The following is a 19,550-nucleotide window of genomic DNA, read 5'->3' as shown; positions in this document are numbered from 1 at the left end:
TTCTTGACGGCGTTACGGCCTTGTGTCACTCAAGAGCTGGGATCGATCTCCCGCAGGAGCCCGGTGTGCACGTCGAAGACGAAGCCTCGCACATCGTCCTTGTGGGGCAGGAACGGGTTGGTGCGAACCCGCTGCATGGACTGGCGGACGTCCTGGTCCACGTCCCGGAAGGCCTCGACGGCCCAGGCCGGACGCTGGCCGACTTCGTCCTCCAGCTCGTGCCGGAAGTCCTCGGTCAGACTTTCGAGACCGCAGCCGGTGTGGTGGATGAGTATCACCGTGCGGGTGCCGAGGGCCCGCTGGCTGATGGTGAGGGAACGGATGGTGTCGTCCGTGACCACGCCGCCGGCGTTGCGGATCGTGTGGCAGTCGCCGAGCTCCAGGCCGAGCGCCTTGTGCAGGTCGAGGCGGGCGTCCATACAGGCCACCACGGCGACGTGGAGCACCGGGCGGGCGTCCATCCCGGGGTCGGTGAACTCCGCGGCGTAACGCTGATTCGCCTCGACCAGCCGGTCGGTGACGGATCCGCCGACGGATGCCTCGGACGCGGACTCTGCAGGCAGGGATGCGGAAGTCGTCATGCCTACGACGTTAATGGTCACGGCCGGTAAAGGCCTCGCGTGAGGGCGGACAAAGAACGTCAACGAGCCTTGTTGTGAGCTAACCCACAGGGGTGGGCATGAGGCGGCCGTCCGGGTGATTCGCGGCTTTTGCCGGTTCGGTCCGAGAGCCGTGCACGCCGCGCGGGGCGGTTCGTTGACCGCGGCGACCGTTGCACTAAAGTGACGCGAACCGGCCGGAGCCCGGCCCTGACCGGCCGCCCGGCCCCCTGGTAACACTCCGCGTGCGCGGCGCGGCGTATGCCTGCCGCGCCGTTATCTGAGAGGGCGCTTTGACTAGCGAGTCCCGACATGTCCCGGTGATGCTCCAGCGGTGCCTGGACCTGTTGGCCCCGGCGCTGGAGAGGCCCGGGGCCGTCGTCGTCGACTGCACCCTCGGCCTCGGCGGCCACAGCGAGGCCCTGCTGACCCGGTTCCCCGAGGCCCACCTGATCGGCCTCGACCGCGACAAGGAAGCCCTGCGGCTCTCCGGTGAACGCCTCGCACCCTTCGGCGACCGGGCCACCCTCGTCCACGCGATCTACGCCGACCTCGCCGAGGTCCTCGACGGGCTCGGCATCCCCACCGTCCAGGGCATCCTCTTCGACCTGGGCGTCTCCTCCATGCAGCTGGACGAGGCCGACCGCGGGTTCGCGTACGCGCAGGACGCGCCGCTGGACATGCGCATGGACCAGACGACCGGCATCAGCGCCGCCGAGGTCCTGAACACCTACGCGCCGGGCGAGCTCGTCCGGATCCTGCGCCAGTACGGCGAGGAGAAGCAGGCCAAGCGCATCGTCTCCGCCGTCGTCCGGGAGCGGGACAAGGAGCCCTTCACCAACAGCGCCCGGCTCGTGGAACTGATCCGCGACTCCCTGCCGCAGGCGGCCAAGCGAACCGGCGGCAACCCGGCGAAGCGGACCTTCCAGGCCCTGCGGATCGAGGTCAACGGCGAGCTCTCCGGCCTGGAGAAGGCCATCCCGGCGGCGGTGGACCGGATCGCGGTCGGCGGCCGGATCGCGGTGCTCTCGTACCACTCGCTCGAGGACCGCCTGGTCAAGCAGGTCTTCGCGGCCGGCGCGGCCTCCACGGCCCCGCCCGGGCTGCCGGTCGTACCGGAGAAGTACCAGCCGAAGCTGAAGCTGCTGACGCGCGGAGCGGAACTGCCGACCGAGGAGGAGATCGCCGAGAACCGGCGGGCCGCCCCGGCGAGGTTCCGCGGGGTCGAACGCATCCGGGAGGCGCGGCTGTGACCAAGGCCGGGAAGGTCGCCACGCTGACCCGCGGGCAGGCGGCCCGCCTCGGCCGGGCGCTCGGCGGCCGCCCGGCCCGGCCCCGCCCCGGCGGGCAGGCCGCGCGGATGCCGTTCGTCGTGCTGGTCGTGGCGCTGCTCGGCGGCGGCCTGATCAGCCTGCTGCTGCTGAACTCGGCGCTGAACGAGGGCTCCTTCCAGCTGACCAGGCTGAAGAAGGAGACCACCGCGCTCACCGACGAGGAGCAGGCGCTGCAGCGGGACGTGGACGCCCACTCGGCGCCCGACGCGCTGCAGCGCCGGGCGCAGGAGCTCGGTCTGGTCCCGGGCGGCAGCCCCGTCTTCATCGGCCCGGACGGCAAGGTCGCCGGCACCGCCGTCCCGGCCGAGGCCTCCCCGTCCCCGACCCCGCCGGCGGCTCCGGCCGCCTCCCAGGCCCCGGCCTCCCAGGCCCCGGCCTCCCAGGCCCCGGCCTCGCAGGCCCCGGCGGGCCCGCCCCCGGCCCAGCCCTCGCAGCCCAGCCAGACCCCTGGAAGGTGACGTCGTGAAGCGGACCCCTGCGGGGCTTCCCCCGGCCCCGCCCTTTCGCCGTTTCTCCCCCAGCTCCGCTGTGAGGTGCCCCCAGGGCTCGGCCCAGCACCCCGGCGGCGGCATCGGCACGCCGCGGGCGGTGGCCGCGTGAGCCCGCAGGAGCCGCCTCGGCGGCGGGTACCGGGACCGGCCAGGCCCCCCCGCCCGGGCGACCGGGCCCGGGCGGGCGCCCGCCCGGCCTCCCGCCCGGCGACCCGCCGGCCCGCGGCGGCCACACGGCCCCACACCATCCGGCTCGGCAGCCCCCGCCCCCGGCTCCGCCTCGTCAGCGTCGGCCTGACCCTCGTCATGCTCGCCTTCGTCGTCCGGCTGCTCCAGGTGCAGGCCGTCGACGCCTCGACCTTCTCCGCCGAGGCCTCCAAGAACCGCTACACCAGCGTCAAGCTGGCCGCCGAGCGCGGCGAGATCACCGACCGCCGCGGCGTGGCCCTCGCCACCAGCGTCGACGCGTACGACATCACCGCCGACCCGAAGATGTTCACCCCGCAGGAGAGCAAGGCCCCGGACGCCCCCGCGCAGGCCGCCGCCCTCCTCGCGCCCATCCTCGGCAAGGACGCCAAGGAGCTCACCGCCAAGCTGAGCGCCAAGAACAGCCGGTACGTGATCCTGGCCCAGCGCCAGACCCCCCAGGTCTGGAACCAGATCAAGGACCTCCAGCGCGTCTTCCGGGACAAGGCGGCGGCCGACAAGAAGAACAACGGCCCCGGCGCCAACGTCCTCGCCGGCGTGTTCAAGGAGGACAGCAGCAAGCGTGTGTACCCGAACGGCGACCTCGCCGCCGGGATACTGGGTTACGTCAACGCCGACGGCAAGGGCGGCGGCGGCCTGGAGTCCTCCCTCGACAAGAAGCTGTCGGGCAAGGACGGCGAGATCACGTACGCCCAGTCCGGCGGTCGCAAGGTCCCCACGGCCGGCTCCAGCGAGAAGCCCGCCGTCCCCGGCGAGGACATCGCGCTCACCATCGACCGGGACATCCAGTGGGCGGCCCAGAGCGCCATCGCCGAGCAGGTCCAGAAGTCCGAGGCCGACCGCGGCTACGTCATCGTGCAGGACACCCGCACCGGCGAGGTGCTGGCCATGGCCAACGCCCCCGGTTTCGACCCCAACGACCTGAGCAGGGCCAGCTCCGCCGCCATGGGCAACGCCGCGCTCCAGGACGTGTACGAGCCCGGCTCCACCGCCAAGGTGATGTCTATGGCCGCCGTGCTGGAGGAGAAGAAGGCCACCCCCGAGACCCGCGTCGAGGTCCCCAACCGGCTGCACCGCGGCGACCGGCTGTTCAAGGACGACATCGACCACCCGACCTGGTACCTGACCCTCAACGGGGTCCTCGCCAAGTCCTCCAACATCGGCACGATCCTGGCCACCGGCCAGCTCGGACCCACCCAGCCCGAGTCCAACAAGGTCCTGCACTCCTACCTGACCAAGTTCGGCATCGGCCGGCCCACCGGGCTGGGCTATCCCGGCGAGTCCCGCGGCATCCTCGCCGAGCCCAAGGACTGGTCCACCTCCCAGCAGTACACGATTCCTTTCGGCCAGGGCCTGTCCCTCAACGCCATGCAGGCGGCCTCCGTGTACTCGACCATCGCCAACGACGGGGTCCGGATCGAGCCGACCCTGGTGCGCGGCACCAAGGGACCCGACGGCCGCTTCACCCCGGCCCCGGCCCCCGAGCAGCGCCGCGTGATCAGCTCGGAGACCGCCAAGACCCTCGCCGCGATGCTCGAATCCGTCGTCGACGACCAGGAGGGCACCGGCACCAAGGCGAAGATCCCCGGCTACCGGGTCGGCGGCAAGACCGGCACCTCCAACCGGGTGGATCCGGCCACCGGCCGCTACAAGGGCTACACGGCCTCCTTCGCCGGCTTCGCACCCGCGGACAACCCGCGGATCACCGTCTACTGCGCCATCCAGAACCCCACGAAGGGCAGTTACTTCGGCGGCCAGATCTGCGGCCCCATCTACAAGAAGGTCATGGAGTTCGCCCTCAAGACCCTTCAGATCGCCCCCACCGGAACCGCCCCCGCCGGGCTGCCGGTCACCTACGAACCCGGCCCGCAGCCCGCCCCGCAGCCCAGTCCGCAGCCCGGTCCGTGACCTACAGCCCGGTCGGCCCGCCAGAAGAGCGTGAGGCGCCATCAGTGACAACGATCACCCCGAAACCCGGGAACCGGCCGGTTGCCGACGCCGAGGCCGGGCCCTCGCTTCGCGACCGGCCCGCCGCGCCCGGTACGCTCACCGCCGTGCCCCACGCTGATCAGCCCAGAACCACCCGGAAAGACGCCCCGGCAGTGCCGCCGGGAGCGCCCAGGCCCCTGTCCGCCCGCCCGACCCCCCTGGGCGAGCTGGCCACCCTGCTGGGCATCCCGGCGCCCGCCGCGGCGCAGATCACCGGGATCACGCACGACTCCCGTGCGGTCCGTCCCGGTGACCTGTACGCGGCCCTGCCGGGAGCCAGGACGCACGGCGCCGACTTCGCCGCCCAGGCCGCCGGCCTCGGTGCCGCCGCCGTGCTGACCGACCCCGCGGGGTCGGAGCGCGCCGCGGCGACCGGCCTGCCGGTCCTCGCGGTCGACGACCCGCGCGGCCGGATGGGCGAGCTCGCCGCCGCGATCTACGGCCGCCCCGGCGACGACCTGCTCCAGATCGGCATCACCGGAACCTCCGGCAAGACCACCACGGCGTACCTCGTCGAGGGCGGTCTGCGCGCGGCGGGCCGCAGCACCGGACTGGTCGGCACCGTCGAGATGCGCATCGGCGACGAGCGCATCAAGTCCGAGCGGACCACTCCCGAGGCCACCGACCTCCAGGCCCTCTTCGCGGTCATGCGCGAACGCGGCGTCGAGGCCGTGGCGATGGAGGTCTCCAGCCACGCGCTGGTGCTCGGCCGGGTCGACGGCTGCGTCTTCGACGTCGCCGTCTTCAACAACCTGAGCCCCGAGCACATGGAGTTCCACTCCGACATGGAGGACTACTTCCAGGCCAAGGCGGGGCTCTTCACGACCCGCCGGGCCCGCCTGGGCGTGGTCAACTTCGACGACGAGTACGGCCGCCGCCTGGCCAAGGAGGCGACGATCCCGGTCGTCACCTTCTCCGCCGCCGGCGACCCGGGCGCCGACTGGCGCGCCGAGGACGTCGTGTTCGGGCCGGCGAGCTCCACCCTGACCCTGCTGGGCCCCGAAGGACAGCGCGTACGGGCCGCCGCGCCGCTGCCCGGCCCGTTCAACGTGGCCAACACCGTCGCCGCGATCGTCACCCTCGCCGCCGCCGGCCTCGACCCGCAGACCGCCGCCGACGGCGTCGCCGCGGTCCCCGGGGTCCCCGGCCGGCTGGAGCGGGTGGACGCGGGACAGCCCTACCTCGCCGTCGTCGACTACGCGCACAAGACGGACGCCGTGGAATCGGTCCTGCGCGCGCTGCGCGAGGTCACCGAGGGCAAGCTGCACATCGTGCTCGGCTGCGGCGGCGACCGCGACACCACCAAGCGCGCCCCGATGGGCGCCGCGGCCGCCCGGTACGCCGACGTGGCCGTCCTGACCTCCGACAACCCGCGCTCCGAGGACCCGCTCGTGATCCTCGCCGCGATGTTCGAGGGCGCCGTGTCCGTCCCGCCCGCCGAGCGGGGCACCGTCCTCGTCGACGCCGACCGGGCCGCGGCCATCGCCGCCGCCGTCGCGCGCGCCCGGCCCGGCGACACCGTGCTGGTGGCGGGCAAGGGCCACGAGCAGGGCCAGGACACCGCCGGTGTCGTACGGCCCTTCGACGACCGAGCCGTGCTCCGCGCCGCGATCGAGCACCAGGCCGTACTCGATCAGGCGGCCGTGCCCGATCGAACGACTAAGGTCCGACAGGCCGAGGTGAACCAGTGATCGCCCTTTCCCTCGCCGAGATCGCCGACATCACCGGCGGGCGGCCCCACGACATACCGGATCCGTCCGCACAGGTCACCGGTCCCGTGGTCTACGACTCCCGCGAGGTCCGGCCGGGCAGCCTGTTCGCCGCCTTCGTCGGCGAGCGGGTCGACGGCCACGACTACGCCGAACGCGCACTGGCCGCCGGGGCCGTGGGCGTCCTCGCGACCCGGCCCGTGGGCGTACCGGCGATCGTCGTCCCCGACGTGGTGGCCGCCCTCGGGGCGCTCGCCCGGGCCGTCGTCGCCCGCCTGGGCACCGACGTCGTCGCCCTCACCGGCTCCGCGGGCAAGACCTCCACCAAGGACCTCATCGCGCAGGTGCTGCAGCACCACGCGCCGACCGTGTGGACCCCCGGGAACCTCAACAACGAGATCGGCCTGCCGATCACGACGCTGCGCGTCACCGAGGAGACGCAGCACCTGGTCCTGGAGATGGGCGCCCGCGGCATCGGCCACATCAGCTACCTCACCGGGCTGACGCCCCCGCGGATCGGCCTGGTCCTCAACGTCGGCACCGCGCACATCGGCGAGTTCGGCGGCCGGGAGCAGATCGCCCAGGCCAAGGGGGAGCTGGTCGAGGCGCTGCCCGCCGAGGCGGAGGGCGGTGTCGCCGTCCTCAACGCCGACGACCTGCTGGTTCGCGCCATGGCCGGGCGCACGAAGGCCCGTACGGTGCTGTTCGGCGAGGCCGAGGACGCCGAAGTCCGGGCCACCGAAGTCCGCATGACGGACAGGGGACAGGCTTCCTTCACATTGCGAACACCGACCGGGTGCAGCGACGTGACCTTGCGGCTGTACGGTGAGCACCACGTGTCGAACGCGCTCGCCGCGGCCGCCGTTGCCCATGTACTGGGCATGTCCGCCCCGGAGATCGCCACGGCGCTCTCCGGGGCGGGCACGCTGTCCCGGTGGCGGATGGAGGTCACCGAGCGCGCGGACGGTGTGACGATCGTCAACGACGCCTACAACGCGAATCCCGAGTCCATGCGGGCCGCACTGCGCGCGCTCGCCGCGATGGGCGGTGCCGGCAGGGCGAACGGGGGACGCACGTGGGCGGTGCTCGGCCCGATGGCCGAGCTCGGGGACGAGGCTCTCGCCGAGCACGACGCGGTCGGGCGGCTTGTCGTCCGGCTCAACGTGAGCAAGCTCGTCGCAGTCGGGGGCAGGGAAGCCTCGTGGCTGCAACTGGGCGCATATAACGAGGGTTCGTGGGGTGAGGAGTCGGTGCTCGTGTCCGACGCGCAGGCGGCGGTCGACCTGTTGCGCAGTGAACTGCGCCCGGGTGACGTCGTGCTGGTGAAGGCTTCCAGGTCGGCCGGTCTGGAGCGGGTGGCCCAGGCCCTGCTCGAGGGCACTGTCGAGGGCGAGGTCGCCGGTCGATGAGGCAGATCCTGTTCGCCGGTGTCATCGGCATGTTCCTCACCGTTGTCGGCACCCCGCTGCTGATCAAGCTGCTGGCCCGGAAGGGCTACGGCCAGTTCATCCGCGACGACGGCCCGCGCGGCCACGCGGGGAAGAAGGGGACGCCCACCATGGGCGGTATCTCCTTCATCCTGGCCACGCTCGTCGCGTACGCCCTGACGAAGGTCATCACCGGTGAGGCGGTGAGCTTCTCGGGCCTGCTCGTGCTCTTCCTGATGGCGGGCATGGGGGTGGTCGGCTACCTCGACGACTACATCAAGATCGTCAAGCGGCGCTCGCTCGGTCTGCGGGCCAAGGCCAAGATGTCCGGCCAGCTGATCGTCGGCATCGCCTTCGCGGTGCTCGCGCTCCAGTTCAAGGACTCGCGCGGGCTGACCCCGGCCTCCACGAAGCTGTCGTTCGTGACGGACTTCGGCTGGTCGATCGGCCCGGTGCTGTTCGTCGTCTGGGCGCTCTTCATGATCCTGGCGATGTCCAACGGCGTGAACCTGACCGACGGTCTGGACGGCCTCGCCACCGGCGCCGCCGTGATGGTCTTCGGCGCCTACACCTTCATCGGCGTCTGGCAGTTCCAGGAGTCCTGCGTGAACGCGCAGACCCTGCCCAGCCCGAACGCGTGCTTCGAGGTGCGCGACCCGCTCGACCTCGCCGTGGTCGCCTCCGCCCTGATGGGCGCCTGCTTCGGCTTCCTGTGGTGGAACACCTCGCCCGCCAAGATCTTCATGGGTGACACCGGCTCGCTGGCCCTCGGCGGCGCGCTCGCCGGTCTCGCGATCTGCTCCCGCACGGAGTTCCTGATCGCCCTGCTCGGCGGCCTCTTCGTCCTCATCACCATGTCGGTCGTCATCCAGGTCGGCTCCTTCAAGATGACCGGGAAGCGCGTCTTCCGGATGGCCCCGCTGCAGCACCACTTCGAACTCAAGGGGTGGTCCGAAGTCCTCGTGGTGGTCCGCTTCTGGATCATCCAGGGCATGTGCGTGATCGTGGGCCTCGGTCTCTTCTACGCGGGATGGGCAGCCGACAAGTGACCTCCTGGCAGGGCAGGAACATCACCGTGGCCGGTCTCGGCGTGAGCGGCATCAGTGCCGCCCGCGCCCTGGCCGGCCTCGGCGCCGTCGTGACCGTCGTCGACGGCGGTGACGGCGAGGGCCACCGTGCCCGCGCCGCCGAACTGGGCGAGCTGCGGATCTCCGTACGCCTCGGCGACGCCGAGACCCTCCCCGAGGGCACCGAGCTGGTCGTCACCTCTCCCGGCTGGAAGCCCGACAGCCCGCTGTTCGCGGCCGCCGCCGCGGCCGGCGTGGACGTCGTGGGCGACGTCGAGATCGCCTGGCTGCTCCGCGAGGTCGGCCAGGAACTGCGCGCCGCGCGGTCCGGCGAGCCCGCCGGTGAGCCCCGCAGGGAACCGGCGCCCTGGCTCGCCATCACCGGTACGAACGGCAAGACCACCACCACCCAGATGCTCGCGTCGATCCTGAAGGCCGCCGGCCTGCGGACCGCCGCCGTCGGCAACATCGGCACGCCCATCATCGACGTGGTGCTCGGCGAGCAGGAGTACGACGTGCTCGCCGTCGAACTCTCCAGTTACCAGCTGCACTGGGCGCCCTCGCTGCGCGTCCACTCGGGCGCCGTCCTCAACCTGGCCCCGGACCACCTCGACTGGCACGGCTCGATGGAGGCGTACGCCGCCGACAAGGGCCGGATCTACGAGGGCAACACGGTGGCCTGCGTCTACAACGTCGCCGACAAGGCCACCGAGGACCTCGTGGTCGAGGCCGACGTGGAAGAGGGCTGCCGGGCGATCGGCTTCACCCTCGGCGCCCCCGGCCCCTCCATGCTCGGCGTCGTCGACGGCATCCTCGTCGACCGCGCCTTCGTCGAGAACCGGCAGAAGAACGCGCAGGAGCTCGCCGAGGTCAAGGACGTCAATCCGCCGGCCCCGCACAACATCGCCAACGCGCTCGCCGCCGCGGCCCTGGCCCGCGCCTTCGGCGTGGAGCCGCGCGCGGTCCGCGACGGGCTGCGCAACTTCCGCCCCGACGCCCACCGGGTCGCGCACGTGGACGAGGTCGCCGGGGTCACGTACGTCGACGACTCCAAGGCCACCAACACGCACGCGGCCGAGGCCTCGCTGGCCGCCTTCGAGCCGGTCGTGTGGATCGCCGGCGGTCTCGCCAAGGGCGCGACCTTCGACGAGCTCGTGCAGAAGTCGGCCGAGCGGCTGCGCGGTGTGGTGCTGATCGGTGCCGACCGGGCGCTGATCGCCGAGGCACTGGCGCGACACGCCCCCGAGGTCCCGGTCGTCGACCTCGACCGGACCGACACTGGGGCGATGCTCGCAGCGGTCCGGGAGGCGGCCGCGCTCGCCGAGCCCGGCGACACGGTCCTGCTGGCACCTGCCTGTGCCTCGATGGACATGTTCGCGAACTACAACAAGCGTGGGGACGCGTTCGCCGACGCAGTGCGCGAACTGGCCGCCGAGAGCGCTGCGGACACGGTCTAGGCCGGGGCTCCGGGGCAGGTTCCCTCCGGCCGGCTGCTCGCCTCGTACGAGTGGAGGGGAAGATCACAGATGCCGGCCAAGCAGATGCTGCCGGGGCGGCGGCCGTCCGCCGTGAAGGCGCAGGGCCGCAAACGGCCCGTGGTGCGTGTGAAGCGGCCCGCGGGGCGCGGTCCGCGGGCCGGCCTGCGGCGTACGCAGCGGCAGTTGCGCAAGGCCTGGGACCGCCCGCTCACCGCCTATTACCTGATCTTCGGCAGTTCGCTGCTCATCACCGTGCTCGGCCTGGTGATGGTGTACTCGGCCTCCATGATCAAGGCCCTCCAGCTCGGCCTCGGCGACGCGTACTTCTTCAAGAAGCAGTTCCTGGCGGCCCTCATCGGCACCGCACTGCTGCTGGTCGCCTCCCGGATGCCGGTCAAGCTGCACCGGGCGCTGTCCTATCCGGTGCTCGCCGGCACGCTCTTCCTGATGGTGCTGGTCCAGGTCCCCGGGATAGGGGTCTCCATCAACGGCAACCAGAATTGGATCTCCCTTGGCGGTCCGTTCATGTTGCAGCCCAGTGAGTTCGGCAAGCTGGCACTGATCCTGTGGGGCGCCGACCTGTTGGCGCGCAAGGGCGACAAGGGGCTGCTGAGCCAGTGGAAGCACCTGCTGGTGCCGCTGGTCCCGGTGGCCTTCCTGCTGCTCGGTCTGATCATGCTGGGCGGGGACATGGGCACCGCGATGATCCTCGGTGCCATCCTGTTCGGTCTGCTCTGGCTGGCGGGCGCCCCGACCCGGCTGTTCGTCGCGGTGCTGGCCTTCACGGGTGCGATCGTCGCACTGCTGATCAAGACCAGTCCGCACCGGATGGACCGGCTGGAATGCCTCGGCGCGACAGACCCGGGCAAGAACGACCTTTGCTGGCAGGCCGTCCACGGGATCTACGCCCTCGCCTCGGGCGGATGGTTCGGTTCCGGGCTGGGTGCAAGTGTGGAAAAATGGGGGCAACTACCCGAAGCCCACACCGACTTCATCTTCGCCATCACCGGGGAGGAACTGGGTCTCGCGGGGACGCTGTCGGTGCTCGCCCTGTTCGCGGCTCTAGGCTATGCGGGTATCCGCGTGGCCGGACGCACGGAGGATTCCTTCGTACGGTTTGCCGCGGGAGGCGTGACCACCTGGATCACGGCCCAGGCCGTGATCAACATCGGTGCGGTGCTCGGCCTGCTGCCGATCGCCGGAGTCCCGCTCCCGCTGTTCTCCTACGGAGGGTCAGCCCTGCTGCCGACCATGTTCGCGGTCGGACTGCTCGTCGCCTTCGCGCGTGAGGAGCCGGCGGCGCGCGCGGCCCTCGCGATGCGGCAGCCGAAGACCGGCTGGTGGCGGACCGGGGTGAGATGGAAGTCGATGAGACGGCGCGTCAAGAAGCGTCCGTCCGGAGAGCGGTGAATTTCGGTGCATGTCGTACTCGCCGGTGGGGGGACCGCCGGCCACATCGAGCCGGCGCTCGCCCTCGCGGACGCCCTGCGCAGGCAGGACCCTTCAGTGGGCATCACCGCCCTCGGCACCGAGCGCGGACTGGAAACCCGCCTGGTGCCGGAGCGCGGCTACGAACTCGGGCTGATCCCCGCCGTGCCGCTGCCCCGCAAGCCGACCCCGGAGCTGATCACCGTCCCCGGACGGCTGCGCGGCACCATCAAGGCCGCGGAGGAGATCCTCATCCGCACCAAGGCCGACTGCGTCGTCGGCTTCGGCGGCTACGTGGCCCTGCCCGGCTACCTCGCGGCCAAGCGGCTCGGGGTGCCGATCATCGTCCACGAGGCCAACGCCCGGCCCGGACTGGCCAATAAGATCGGCTCCCGGTACGCGCACGCCGTCGCGGTCTCCACCCCCGACAGCAAGCTGCGCGGCGCCCGCTACGTGGGCATCCCGCTGCGCCGCTCCATCTCCACCCTCGACCGGGCCGCGGTGCGCCCGGAGGCGCGCGCCGCCTTCGGCCTGGACCCCAACCTGCCGACCCTGCTGGTCTCGGGCGGCTCCCAGGGTGCCCGTCGCCTCAACGAGGTGATCCAGCAGGTCGCTCCGACCCTCCAGCGCTCCGGGGTCCAGATCCTGCACGCGGTCGGGCCGAAGAACGAACTGCCGCGTGTCGACAACATGCCCGGGATGCCGCCGTATGTGCCGGTACCGTACGTGGACCGGATGGATCTCGCGTACGCCGCCGCCGACATGATGCTGTGCCGCGCGGGTGCGATGACCGTCGCCGAACTCTCCGCCGTCGGGCTCCCGGCCGCCTACGTCCCGCTGCCGATCGGCAACGGCGAACAGCGGCTCAACGCCCAGCCGGTGGTCAAGGCCGGCGGCGGCCTCCTCGTGGACGACGCGGAGCTGACGCCCGAGTGGGTGCTCGGCCAGGTCCTCCCGGTGCTGTCCGACCCGCACCGCCTGTACGAGATGTCCCGCGCCGCCGGTGAGTTCGGCCGCCGGGACGCCGACGAGCTGCTGGTCGGCATGGTGTACGAGGCGATCGCAGCCCACAGGAACCGCTGACGCGGAGCCCAGACGCAGGAGGCACAGGAGTGGCCGGAGCGACGACCGCACAGCGCGGGACCCCGGGTTCCGGCGGGTCCGGCCGGCCCGCCCGCAAGGGCGCCGGCTCTCCCAAACCGCCCAAGGCCCCCAAGTCCGGCAAGTCCGTGAAGGGATCCGGCCCGCAGGGCCCCGGCGCACGCCTGCGCCGGGGCCCCGTGCTGGCCTCCCTGGCCGCCGCGGTGCTCCTCGTCGCGGGCGGCACCTGGGTGCTCTACGGCTCCTCCTGGCTCCGCGTCGAGAGGGTCACGGCGAGCGGCACGGAGGTGCTCACCTCCGAGCAGGTCCTCTCGGCCGCGGCCGTGCCCGTCGGCGCGGCCCTGGTGAGCGTGGACACCGACGAGATCGAGAGCCGCGTCCGCGGCCGGCTGCCCCGCATCGATTCGGTCGACGTGGTGCGGGCCTGGCCGCATGGAATCGGGCTGAAAGTGACGGAACGCAAACCTGTCCTGCTCATCAAAAAGGGCGCCGACTTCGTCGAAGTGGACGCTTCGGGTGTGCGATTCGACACGGTTCCGAAAGCGCCCGCGGGCGTTCCGGTCCTGGAATTGAACGCCGCACGATCGCCGAGCGCCCGCCGCTTCGACGAGGAACGGCTCCTGCACGAGGCCGTTCTCGTCGCCGGCGCCCTCCCGGAACCGGTCGCCAGGGAAACCGTGCAGGTCAAGGTGGGTTCCTATGATTCGGTGGTCCTGGAGCTGACCGGGGGCCGGTCCGTGACGTGGGGGAGCGGCGAACAGAGCGAGGCGAAGGGGCGTGCGCTGACCGCTTTGCTGAAAGCCGCGCCCAAGGCCGCTCACTTCGACGTGAGCGTCCCCACCGCCCCTGCAGTGTCCGGGAGTTGACTCCCGGTCGAACAACGACGCACCCTGGTTGGCCAGCGATACGGGTGATCACATAGGGTGAAAAGAAAAACGGGAGGTTCGGCGTGTTCGTTGAACGCGCGCTACTTGTCGACTTAGTGTCCTGTTCGGAAGAGTCCAAGGAACAGACACACCCCTAACCCTAAACTTCAGGGTGAGGGTTCGGGTCGGCGCGTTCGGACCGTCCCTATTTCGGCATCAGTCGTCGCAACGCAGGCCCGCGAGGCGGCGACACGTAACTCGAGGCGAGAGGCCTTCGACGTGGCAGCACCGCAGAACTACCTCGCAGTCATCAAGGTCATCGGTGTCGGCGGCGGTGGTGTCAATGCCATCAACCGAATGATCGAGGTCGGTCTCAAGGGCGTCGAGTTCATCGCCATCAACACGGACGCCCAGGCGCTGTTGATGAGCGACGCCGACGTCAAGCTCGACGTCGGCCGTGAACTCACCCGGGGCCTCGGCGCCGGCGCCAACCCGGCCGTCGGCCGCAAGGCGGCAGAGGACCACCGCGAGGAGATCGAGGAGGTCCTCAAGGGGGCCGACATGGTCTTCGTCACCGCCGGTGAAGGCGGCGGCACCGGCACCGGCGGCGCACCCGTCGTCGCCAACATCGCGCGCTCGCTGGGCGCCCTGACGATCGGTGTGGTCACCCGGCCGTTCACCTTCGAGGGCCGGCGCCGCGCGAACCAGGCGGAGGACGGCATCGCCGAGCTCCGCGAAGAGGTCGACACCCTCATCGTCATCCCCAACGACCGACTGCTGTCCATCTCGGACCGCCAGGTCAGCGTGCTCGACGCCTTCAAGTCGGCCGACCAGGTCCTGCTCTCGGGCGTCCAGGGCATCACCGACCTCATCACCACCCCGGGTCTGATCAACCTCGACTTCGCCGACGTCAAGTCCGTGATGTCCGAGGCCGGCTCGGCCCTGATGGGCATCGGCTCGGCCCGCGGCGACGACCGCGCGGTGGCCGCGGCCGAGATGGCGATCTCCTCGCCGCTGCTGGAGGCGTCCATCGACGGCGCCAGGGGCGTGCTGCTCTCCATCTCCGGTGGCTCGGACCTCGGTCTCTTCGAGATCAACGAGGCCGCGCAGCTGGTGAGCGAGGCCGCGCACCCCGAGGCGAACATCATCTTCGGTGCGGTCATCGACGACGCGCTCGGCGACGAGGTACGGGTCACCGTCATCGCGGCCGGGTTCGACGGCGGACAGCCCCCGGCCCGCCGGGACAACGTCATCGGCGCGGCGTCCACCAAGCGCGAGGAGCCGGCCCCGGCTCCGGTGCGTGCCGCCGAGCCGGCCCGCCCGGCCTTCGGCGGACTCGGCACGGTCACCCCGCGCGAGGACCCCCCGGCCCCGGTCGAGCCGGCCCCGGTCGAGACCCAGGCCCCCGCGCCGCAGGTCCCCACGGCCCGCCCGTACCAGGACAGCCCGGCCGAGGAACTGGACGTCCCGGACTTCTTGAAGTGACACCGGAGCAGCACCACGTGGGCGGCGCCCACTTCGCCTTCACCGACCGGTGGGGCGGGGTGAGCGCCGTTCCGTACGAAGAGCTCAACCTCGGCGGCGCGGTCGGAGACGACCCGGCCGCCGTTCTGGCGAACCGGGCACTGGCCGCGGGGTCCCTGGGGCTCGCCCCGGACCGGGTGGTCTGGATGAACCAGGTCCACGGCCGCGACGTCGCCGTGGTGGACGGGCCGTGGGGCCCGGACGCCGAGGTCCCCGCGGTGGACGCGGTGGTGACCGCCCGTCGGGGGCTCGCCCTCGCGGTGCTCACCGCCGACTGCACGCCCGTCCTGCTGGCGGACCCCGTCGCCGGGGTCGCGGGGGCCGCCCACGCGGGGCGGCCCGGACTGGTCGCCGGGGTGGTGCCCGCAGCCGTCGAGGCGATGGTCTCCCTCGGGGCCGAGCCCGGGCGGATCATCGCCCGTACCGGACCCGCGGTCTGCGGACACTGCTACGAGGTGCCCGCCGAGATGCGGGAGGCGGTGGCCGAAGTGGTGCCCGCAGCCCGGGCCGAGACCAGCTGGGGGACACCGGCCGTGGACGTGGTCGCCGGAGTGCACGCGCAGCTCGCGGAGGCGGGGGTGGTGAACAGCCGCCGTTCACCGGTCTGCACACTGGAGTCACGGGACCACTTCTCGTACCGCCGCGACCGGGTGACCGGACGGCTTGCCGGATATGTCTGGTTGACGGAGCTTTCCCGGGGGACGACCCCCGGACCCCCGGGGGAAAAGAAGAATGACGGATCGTAAGTCGGAGCTCGCCGAGAACCTGGCGCGGGTGGAGGAACGTATCTCGTCCGCCTGCGCGGCGGCGGGCCGGGCGCGGGACGAGGTGACGCTCATCGTGGTCACCAAGACCTATCCCGCGAGCGACGTACGACTGCTGGCGGAGCTGGGCGTCCGTCATGTTGCGGAGAATCGCGACCAGGATGCCGCCCCCAAGGCCGCGGCCTGCGCGGATCTGCCGCTCAGCTGGCACTTCGTCGGTCAGTTGCAGACGAACAAAGTCCGTTCCGTGGCGGGATACGCGCATGTGGTGCAGTCCGTCGACCGCCCCAGGCTCGTGACCGCCCTCTCGGCCGCCGCCTCGAACGCCGGCCGGGAGCTCGGCTGCCTCGTGCAGATCGCCCTCGACGCCGAATCGGGGGAGCGCGGGGCCCGCGGCGGCGCGGCGCCGGAGCAGCTCGCGGAGTTGGCGGACCTCGTCGCCGCCGCACCGGGGCTGCGGATCGACGGGCTGATGACCGTCGCTCCGCTGTCCGGCCCCTACGCGGGACGCGAACAGGCCGCTTTCGAGCGGTTGATGGAATTGTCATCCCGCATGCGCGCGGACCATCCTGCTGCCACGATGGTGTCGGCCGGGATGAGCGCAGACCTGGAACAGGCCGTTGCGGCCGGTGCGACACATGTACGCGTCGGCACTGCGGTACTCGGCGCGAGACCCCGGCTCGGGTAACGTCGCGAAGAAAGTCGGACCACAGCAGAAAATATGGTCATTCCCGCCGATGAGCGGGCAGACCACGTGGATCGCGGGCAGTTGGTGACATTCGTGACACGGCGGCACCTGCGACAGGGCGATCCACCACAGAGCGGAGGACTCGGAGAATGGCCGGCGCGATGCGCAAGATGGCGGTCTACCTCGGCCTCGTGGAGGACGACCGGTACGACAACCCGGGGTACGACCCCGACGACGAGTTCGAGCCCGAGCCGGAGATGGAACGGGCTCGGGAGCGGGATCGCCGACAGCAGCCCGTGCACCAATCGCCCATTTCGGACGAACCGGTACGAGCCGTACAGCCTCCGGCGCAGCGGGAACCCATCCCAATTCCGGTGGAAAACGGACGTCCTGCGCGAATTGCCCCCGTGGCATCCATCACACCTGATCGCACCAACCTGGAGAAGAACGCCCCCGTGATCATGCCCAAGGTCGTCTCCGAGCGGGAGCCGTACCGCATCACGACGCTGCACCCCCGGACCTACAACGAGGCCCGTACCATCGGGGAACACTTCCGTGAGGGCACTCCGGTGATCATGAATCTCACGGAGATGGACGACACGGACGCGAAGCGTCTCGTGGACTTCGCCGCCGGACTCGTCTTCGGTCTGCACGGCAGCATTGAACGCGTGACACAGAAGGTGTTCCTGCTGTCGCCTGCTAACGTCGATGTCACGGCGGAGGACAAGGCTCGCATCGCGGAGGGCGGGTTCTTCAACCAAAGCTAGACCGATCCGTCAGATACGGGGCCGGGAACAGAGCGGGAAACGGGGAGAGGGAAGCGCGGGATGGGCGTCGCACTACAGGTGGTCTACATCGCGCTGATGTGCTTCCTCATCGTGCTGATCTTCCGACTGGTCATGGACTACGTGTTCCAGTTCGCACGTTCATGGGCACCCGGCAAGGCGATGGTGGTCGTTCTGGAGGCCACCTACACTGTCACCGACCCACCGCTCAAGCTTCTTCGGCGGTTCATCCCGCCGTTGCGTCTCGGGGGCGTGGCACTCGACCTGTCCTTCTTCGTTCTGATGATCATCGTTTACATCCTCATCAGTCTCGTCAGCGGTGCTGCGAGAAGCGTATGAACGATGAACTTCTCCGCGCGCGCGGGGACGATCCCGATACGGTCTTGCCGACTGCCGACGACTACGTAGAGGTGAAGAAGACATGCCGCTGACTCCCGAGGACGTGCGGAACAAGCAGTTCACGACCGTCCGCCTCCGAGAAGGCTATGACGAGGACGAGGTCGATGCCTTCCTCGACGAGGTCGAGTCCGAACTGACGCGCCTGCTGCGCGAGAACGAGGACCTGCGCGCCAAGCTGGCAGCCGCCACGCGTGCCGCCGCGCAGAACCAGCAGCAGCAGGGCATGCGCAAGCCCGAACCCCAGGACCAGCGCGGCCCCGGCGCCCCCGTGCCCGCGGCCATATCCGGCCCGCCGCAGCAGCAGCAGCCGCAGATGGGCCCGCCGCAGCTCCCGGGCGGCCAGCCGCAGCTCCCGCCGGGCCCCGGCGGCCAGGGCCAGCAGGGCCCCGGCCCGATGGGCGGCCCCATGGGCGGCCCCATGCAGCAGCACCCCATGGGCGGACCGCAGGGCATGGGTCAGCAGCAGCAGATGCAGCAGCAGTCGATGGGCGGCCAGAACCCGCTCGGCCAGCAGATGCAGCCCATGGGGCAGCAGATGCAGCCGATGGGCCAGCAGATGCAGCCCATGGGCCAGCCCATGCAGCAGATGCAGCAGCAGCCGCAGCTCCCGCAGCAGGGCCCCGGTGGCGACAGCGCCGCCCGCGTCCTGTCGCTGGCGCAGCAGACCGCCGACCAGGCGATCGCGGAGGCCCGCTCCGAGGCCAACAAGATCGTCGGCGAGGCCCGGTCGCGCGCCGAGGGCCTGGAGCGGGACGCCCGCGCCAAGGCCGACGCGCTGGAGCGGGACGCGCAGGAGAAGCACCGCGTCGCGATGGGCTCCCTGGAGTCCGCCCGCGCCACGCTGGAGCGCAAGGTCGAGGACCTGCGGGGCTTCGAGCGTGAGTACCGTACGCGTCTGAAGTCCTACCTGGAGTCGCAGCTGCGCCAGCTGGAGACCCAGGCCGACGACTCGCTGGCCCCGCCGCGGAACCCGGCCGGTCCCGCGCTGCCGCCGTCGCCGTCGCCCTCGATGGCTCCGGCCGGTGCGATGGGGCACTCCATGGGTGGTCCCTCGATGGGCGGCCCGTCGCCCATGGGCGGTCCCCCCCCGATGGGCGCAGGCCCGTCGTACGGCGGCCAGCAGCAGATGTCCCCGGCGATGACCCAGCCGATGGCTCCGGTGCGGCCGGCTGCGCCGCAGCCGATGCAGGCGCCGTCGCCGATGCGGGGCTTCCTGATCGACGAGGACGACAACTAGGCGCCGCCGCCGTTTCTGCGGTCGGCAGCCGCTTCACGGGCCGGGCCCGGGTTCCTTCTGGAACCCGGGCCCGGCCCGTTTGCATACCCGTGTGCGGCGCCGTCGCGGGGGCGCCGCCCCCGAGCCCCCGCGCCTCAATCGCCGGCGGGGCTGGAAGGTGCGGCGGGGCCGCAAGATCGGGGCTCCGCCCCGGACCCCGCGCCTCAATCGCCGGCGGGGCTGAAAGACCGGGGCGCCGCCCCCGAGCCCCCGCGCCTCAAACGCCGGCGGGGCTGGAAGGTGCGGCGGGGTCGAGCTTTCGGCCCGTCCGGCGTTTGAGGGCCGGGTCCGGGCGGAGCCCTGGGGGCACCGCCCAGCGGTAGCTGGGGGAGAAACGGTGAAAGGGCGGGGTGGGGACAGAGAAACGGCCCGTAGCCCCCGTCCCGGGAGGGAGGGGGGCTACGGGCCGCTCGGCCTC

The 19,550-nt window shown here is 71.4% G+C and carries 17 protein-coding genes; 16 read left to right on the top strand and 1 reads right to left on the bottom strand.

The genetic code is table 11. The features are described from left to right. Positions 1 to 29 precede the first annotated feature (29 nt). Entirely contained in the window at positions 30 to 644 is a 615-nt protein-coding gene (locus tag OG332_RS12415) for a beta-class carbonic anhydrase (RefSeq protein WP_442816146.1), read from the bottom strand. A 278-nt stretch (positions 645 to 922) separates the two neighbouring features. Here OG332_RS12415 and rsmH point away from each other — a divergent pair, with 278 nt between their 5' ends. The 16 genes from rsmH (at position 923) to OG332_RS12335 (ending at position 19,093) form a co-directional block, all read left to right on the top strand. Then, positions 923 to 1,852, top strand: a complete 930-nt coding sequence (gene rsmH / locus OG332_RS12410) for a 16S rRNA (cytosine(1402)-N(4))-methyltransferase RsmH (protein ID WP_442816347.1) — start codon at positions 923 to 925, stop codon at positions 1,850 to 1,852. Next, positions 1,849 to 2,391, top strand: a complete 543-nt coding sequence (locus tag OG332_RS12405; RefSeq protein ID WP_442816145.1) for a hypothetical protein — start codon at positions 1,849 to 1,851, stop codon at positions 2,389 to 2,391. Before rsmH ends, OG332_RS12405 begins: the two co-directional genes overlap by 4 nt. Positions 2,392 to 2,529: 138 nt before the next feature. Then, entirely contained in the window at positions 2,530 to 4,539 is a 2,010-nt protein-coding gene (locus OG332_RS12400) for a peptidoglycan D,D-transpeptidase FtsI family protein (RefSeq protein ID WP_327413509.1), read from the top strand. Between the two features lie 44 nt (positions 4,540 to 4,583). After that, positions 4,584 to 6,311 carry a UDP-N-acetylmuramoyl-L-alanyl-D-glutamate--2,6-diaminopimelate ligase gene (locus tag OG332_RS12395; RefSeq protein WP_327413508.1) on the top strand — a complete coding sequence of 576 codons (1,728 nt, stop codon included), beginning with the start codon at positions 4,584 to 4,586 and terminating at the stop codon, positions 6,309 to 6,311. Continuing rightward, complete coding sequence (locus tag OG332_RS12390; protein WP_327413507.1) at positions 6,308 to 7,738, top strand: UDP-N-acetylmuramoyl-tripeptide--D-alanyl-D-alanine ligase; 1,431 nt, start codon at positions 6,308 to 6,310, stop codon at positions 7,736 to 7,738. Before OG332_RS12395 ends, OG332_RS12390 begins: the two co-directional genes overlap by 4 nt. Further along, positions 7,735 to 8,805, top strand: coding sequence for a phospho-N-acetylmuramoyl-pentapeptide-transferase (mraY, locus tag OG332_RS12385; protein ID WP_327413506.1), 1,071 nt, complete (start codon positions 7,735 to 7,737; stop codon positions 8,803 to 8,805). Before OG332_RS12390 ends, mraY begins: the two co-directional genes overlap by 4 nt. Beyond that, complete coding sequence (gene murD, locus OG332_RS12380) at positions 8,787 to 10,280, top strand: UDP-N-acetylmuramoyl-L-alanine--D-glutamate ligase (RefSeq protein ID WP_327413505.1); 1,494 nt, start codon at positions 8,787 to 8,789, stop codon at positions 10,278 to 10,280. Before mraY ends, murD begins: the two co-directional genes overlap by 19 nt. 69 nt (positions 10,281 to 10,349) lie before the next feature. Beyond that, entirely contained in the window at positions 10,350 to 11,711 is a 1,362-nt protein-coding gene (gene ftsW / locus OG332_RS12375) for a putative lipid II flippase FtsW (protein ID WP_327413504.1), read from the top strand. A 6-nt stretch (positions 11,712 to 11,717) separates the two neighbouring features. Continuing rightward, on the top strand, positions 11,718 to 12,812 hold the full coding sequence (gene murG / locus OG332_RS12370; RefSeq protein ID WP_319721756.1) for an undecaprenyldiphospho-muramoylpentapeptide beta-N-acetylglucosaminyltransferase: 1,095 nt from the start codon (positions 11,718 to 11,720) through the stop codon (positions 12,810 to 12,812). A gap of 29 nt (positions 12,813 to 12,841) precedes the next feature. Then, positions 12,842 to 13,696, top strand: coding sequence for a cell division protein FtsQ/DivIB (locus OG332_RS12365; protein ID WP_442816144.1), 855 nt, complete (start codon positions 12,842 to 12,844; stop codon positions 13,694 to 13,696). Positions 13,697 to 13,975: 279 nt separating this feature from the next. After that, positions 13,976 to 15,181: a cell division protein FtsZ gene (gene ftsZ / locus OG332_RS12360; protein ID WP_327413503.1), complete on the top strand. Its 1,206-nt coding sequence runs from the start codon at positions 13,976 to 13,978 to the stop codon at positions 15,179 to 15,181. Continuing rightward, positions 15,178 to 15,966, top strand: a complete 789-nt coding sequence (gene pgeF / locus OG332_RS12355) for a peptidoglycan editing factor PgeF (protein WP_327413502.1) — start codon at positions 15,178 to 15,180, stop codon at positions 15,964 to 15,966. The genes ftsZ and pgeF overlap by 4 nt, the downstream gene beginning before the upstream one ends. Continuing rightward, positions 15,953 to 16,672, top strand: coding sequence for a YggS family pyridoxal phosphate-dependent enzyme (locus OG332_RS12350; RefSeq protein ID WP_327413501.1), 720 nt, complete (start codon positions 15,953 to 15,955; stop codon positions 16,670 to 16,672). Before pgeF ends, OG332_RS12350 begins: the two co-directional genes overlap by 14 nt. A gap of 149 nt (positions 16,673 to 16,821) precedes the next feature. Further along, entirely contained in the window at positions 16,822 to 17,439 is a 618-nt protein-coding gene (locus OG332_RS12345) for a cell division protein SepF (RefSeq protein ID WP_030707332.1), read from the top strand. 60 nt (positions 17,440 to 17,499) lie between these two features. Then, positions 17,500 to 17,796, top strand: a complete 297-nt coding sequence (locus OG332_RS12340) for a YggT family protein (RefSeq protein WP_327413500.1) — start codon at positions 17,500 to 17,502, stop codon at positions 17,794 to 17,796. Between the two features lie 82 nt (positions 17,797 to 17,878). Further along, the gene (locus tag OG332_RS12335) at positions 17,879 to 19,093 is read left to right on the top strand and encodes a DivIVA domain-containing protein (RefSeq protein WP_327413499.1); all 1,215 of its coding nucleotides are present in this window, start codon (positions 17,879 to 17,881) and stop codon (positions 19,091 to 19,093) included. The last annotated feature ends 457 nt before the right edge of the window (positions 19,094 to 19,550 follow it).

It is taken from the genome of Streptomyces sp. NBC_01233 (assembly GCF_035989305.1).
Taxonomy (GTDB): Bacteria; Actinomycetota; Actinomycetes; order Streptomycetales; family Streptomycetaceae; genus Streptomyces.
This window is presented reverse-complemented; position numbering and strand designations above follow the sequence as displayed.

Coding starts and splice junctions, on each gene's coding strand:
- rsmH (WP_442816347.1), top strand. CDS start 923: ATGCTCCAGCGGTGCCTGGACCTGTTGGCCCCGGCGCTGGAGAGGCCC.
- mraY (WP_327413506.1), top strand. CDS start 7,735: ATGAGGCAGATCCTGTTCGCCGGTGTCATCGGCATGTTCCTCACCGTT.
- murD (WP_327413505.1), top strand. CDS start 8,787: ATGGGCAGCCGACAAGTGACCTCCTGGCAGGGCAGGAACATCACCGTG.
- ftsW (WP_327413504.1), top strand. CDS start 10,350: ATGCCGGCCAAGCAGATGCTGCCGGGGCGGCGGCCGTCCGCCGTGAAG.
- OG332_RS12350 (WP_327413501.1), top strand. CDS start 15,953: ATGACGGATCGTAAGTCGGAGCTCGCCGAGAACCTGGCGCGGGTGGAG.
- OG332_RS12345 (WP_030707332.1), top strand. CDS start 16,822: ATGGCCGGCGCGATGCGCAAGATGGCGGTCTACCTCGGCCTCGTGGAG.
- OG332_RS12340 (WP_327413500.1), top strand. CDS start 17,500: ATGGGCGTCGCACTACAGGTGGTCTACATCGCGCTGATGTGCTTCCTC.
- OG332_RS12335 (WP_327413499.1), top strand. CDS start 17,879: ATGCCGCTGACTCCCGAGGACGTGCGGAACAAGCAGTTCACGACCGTC.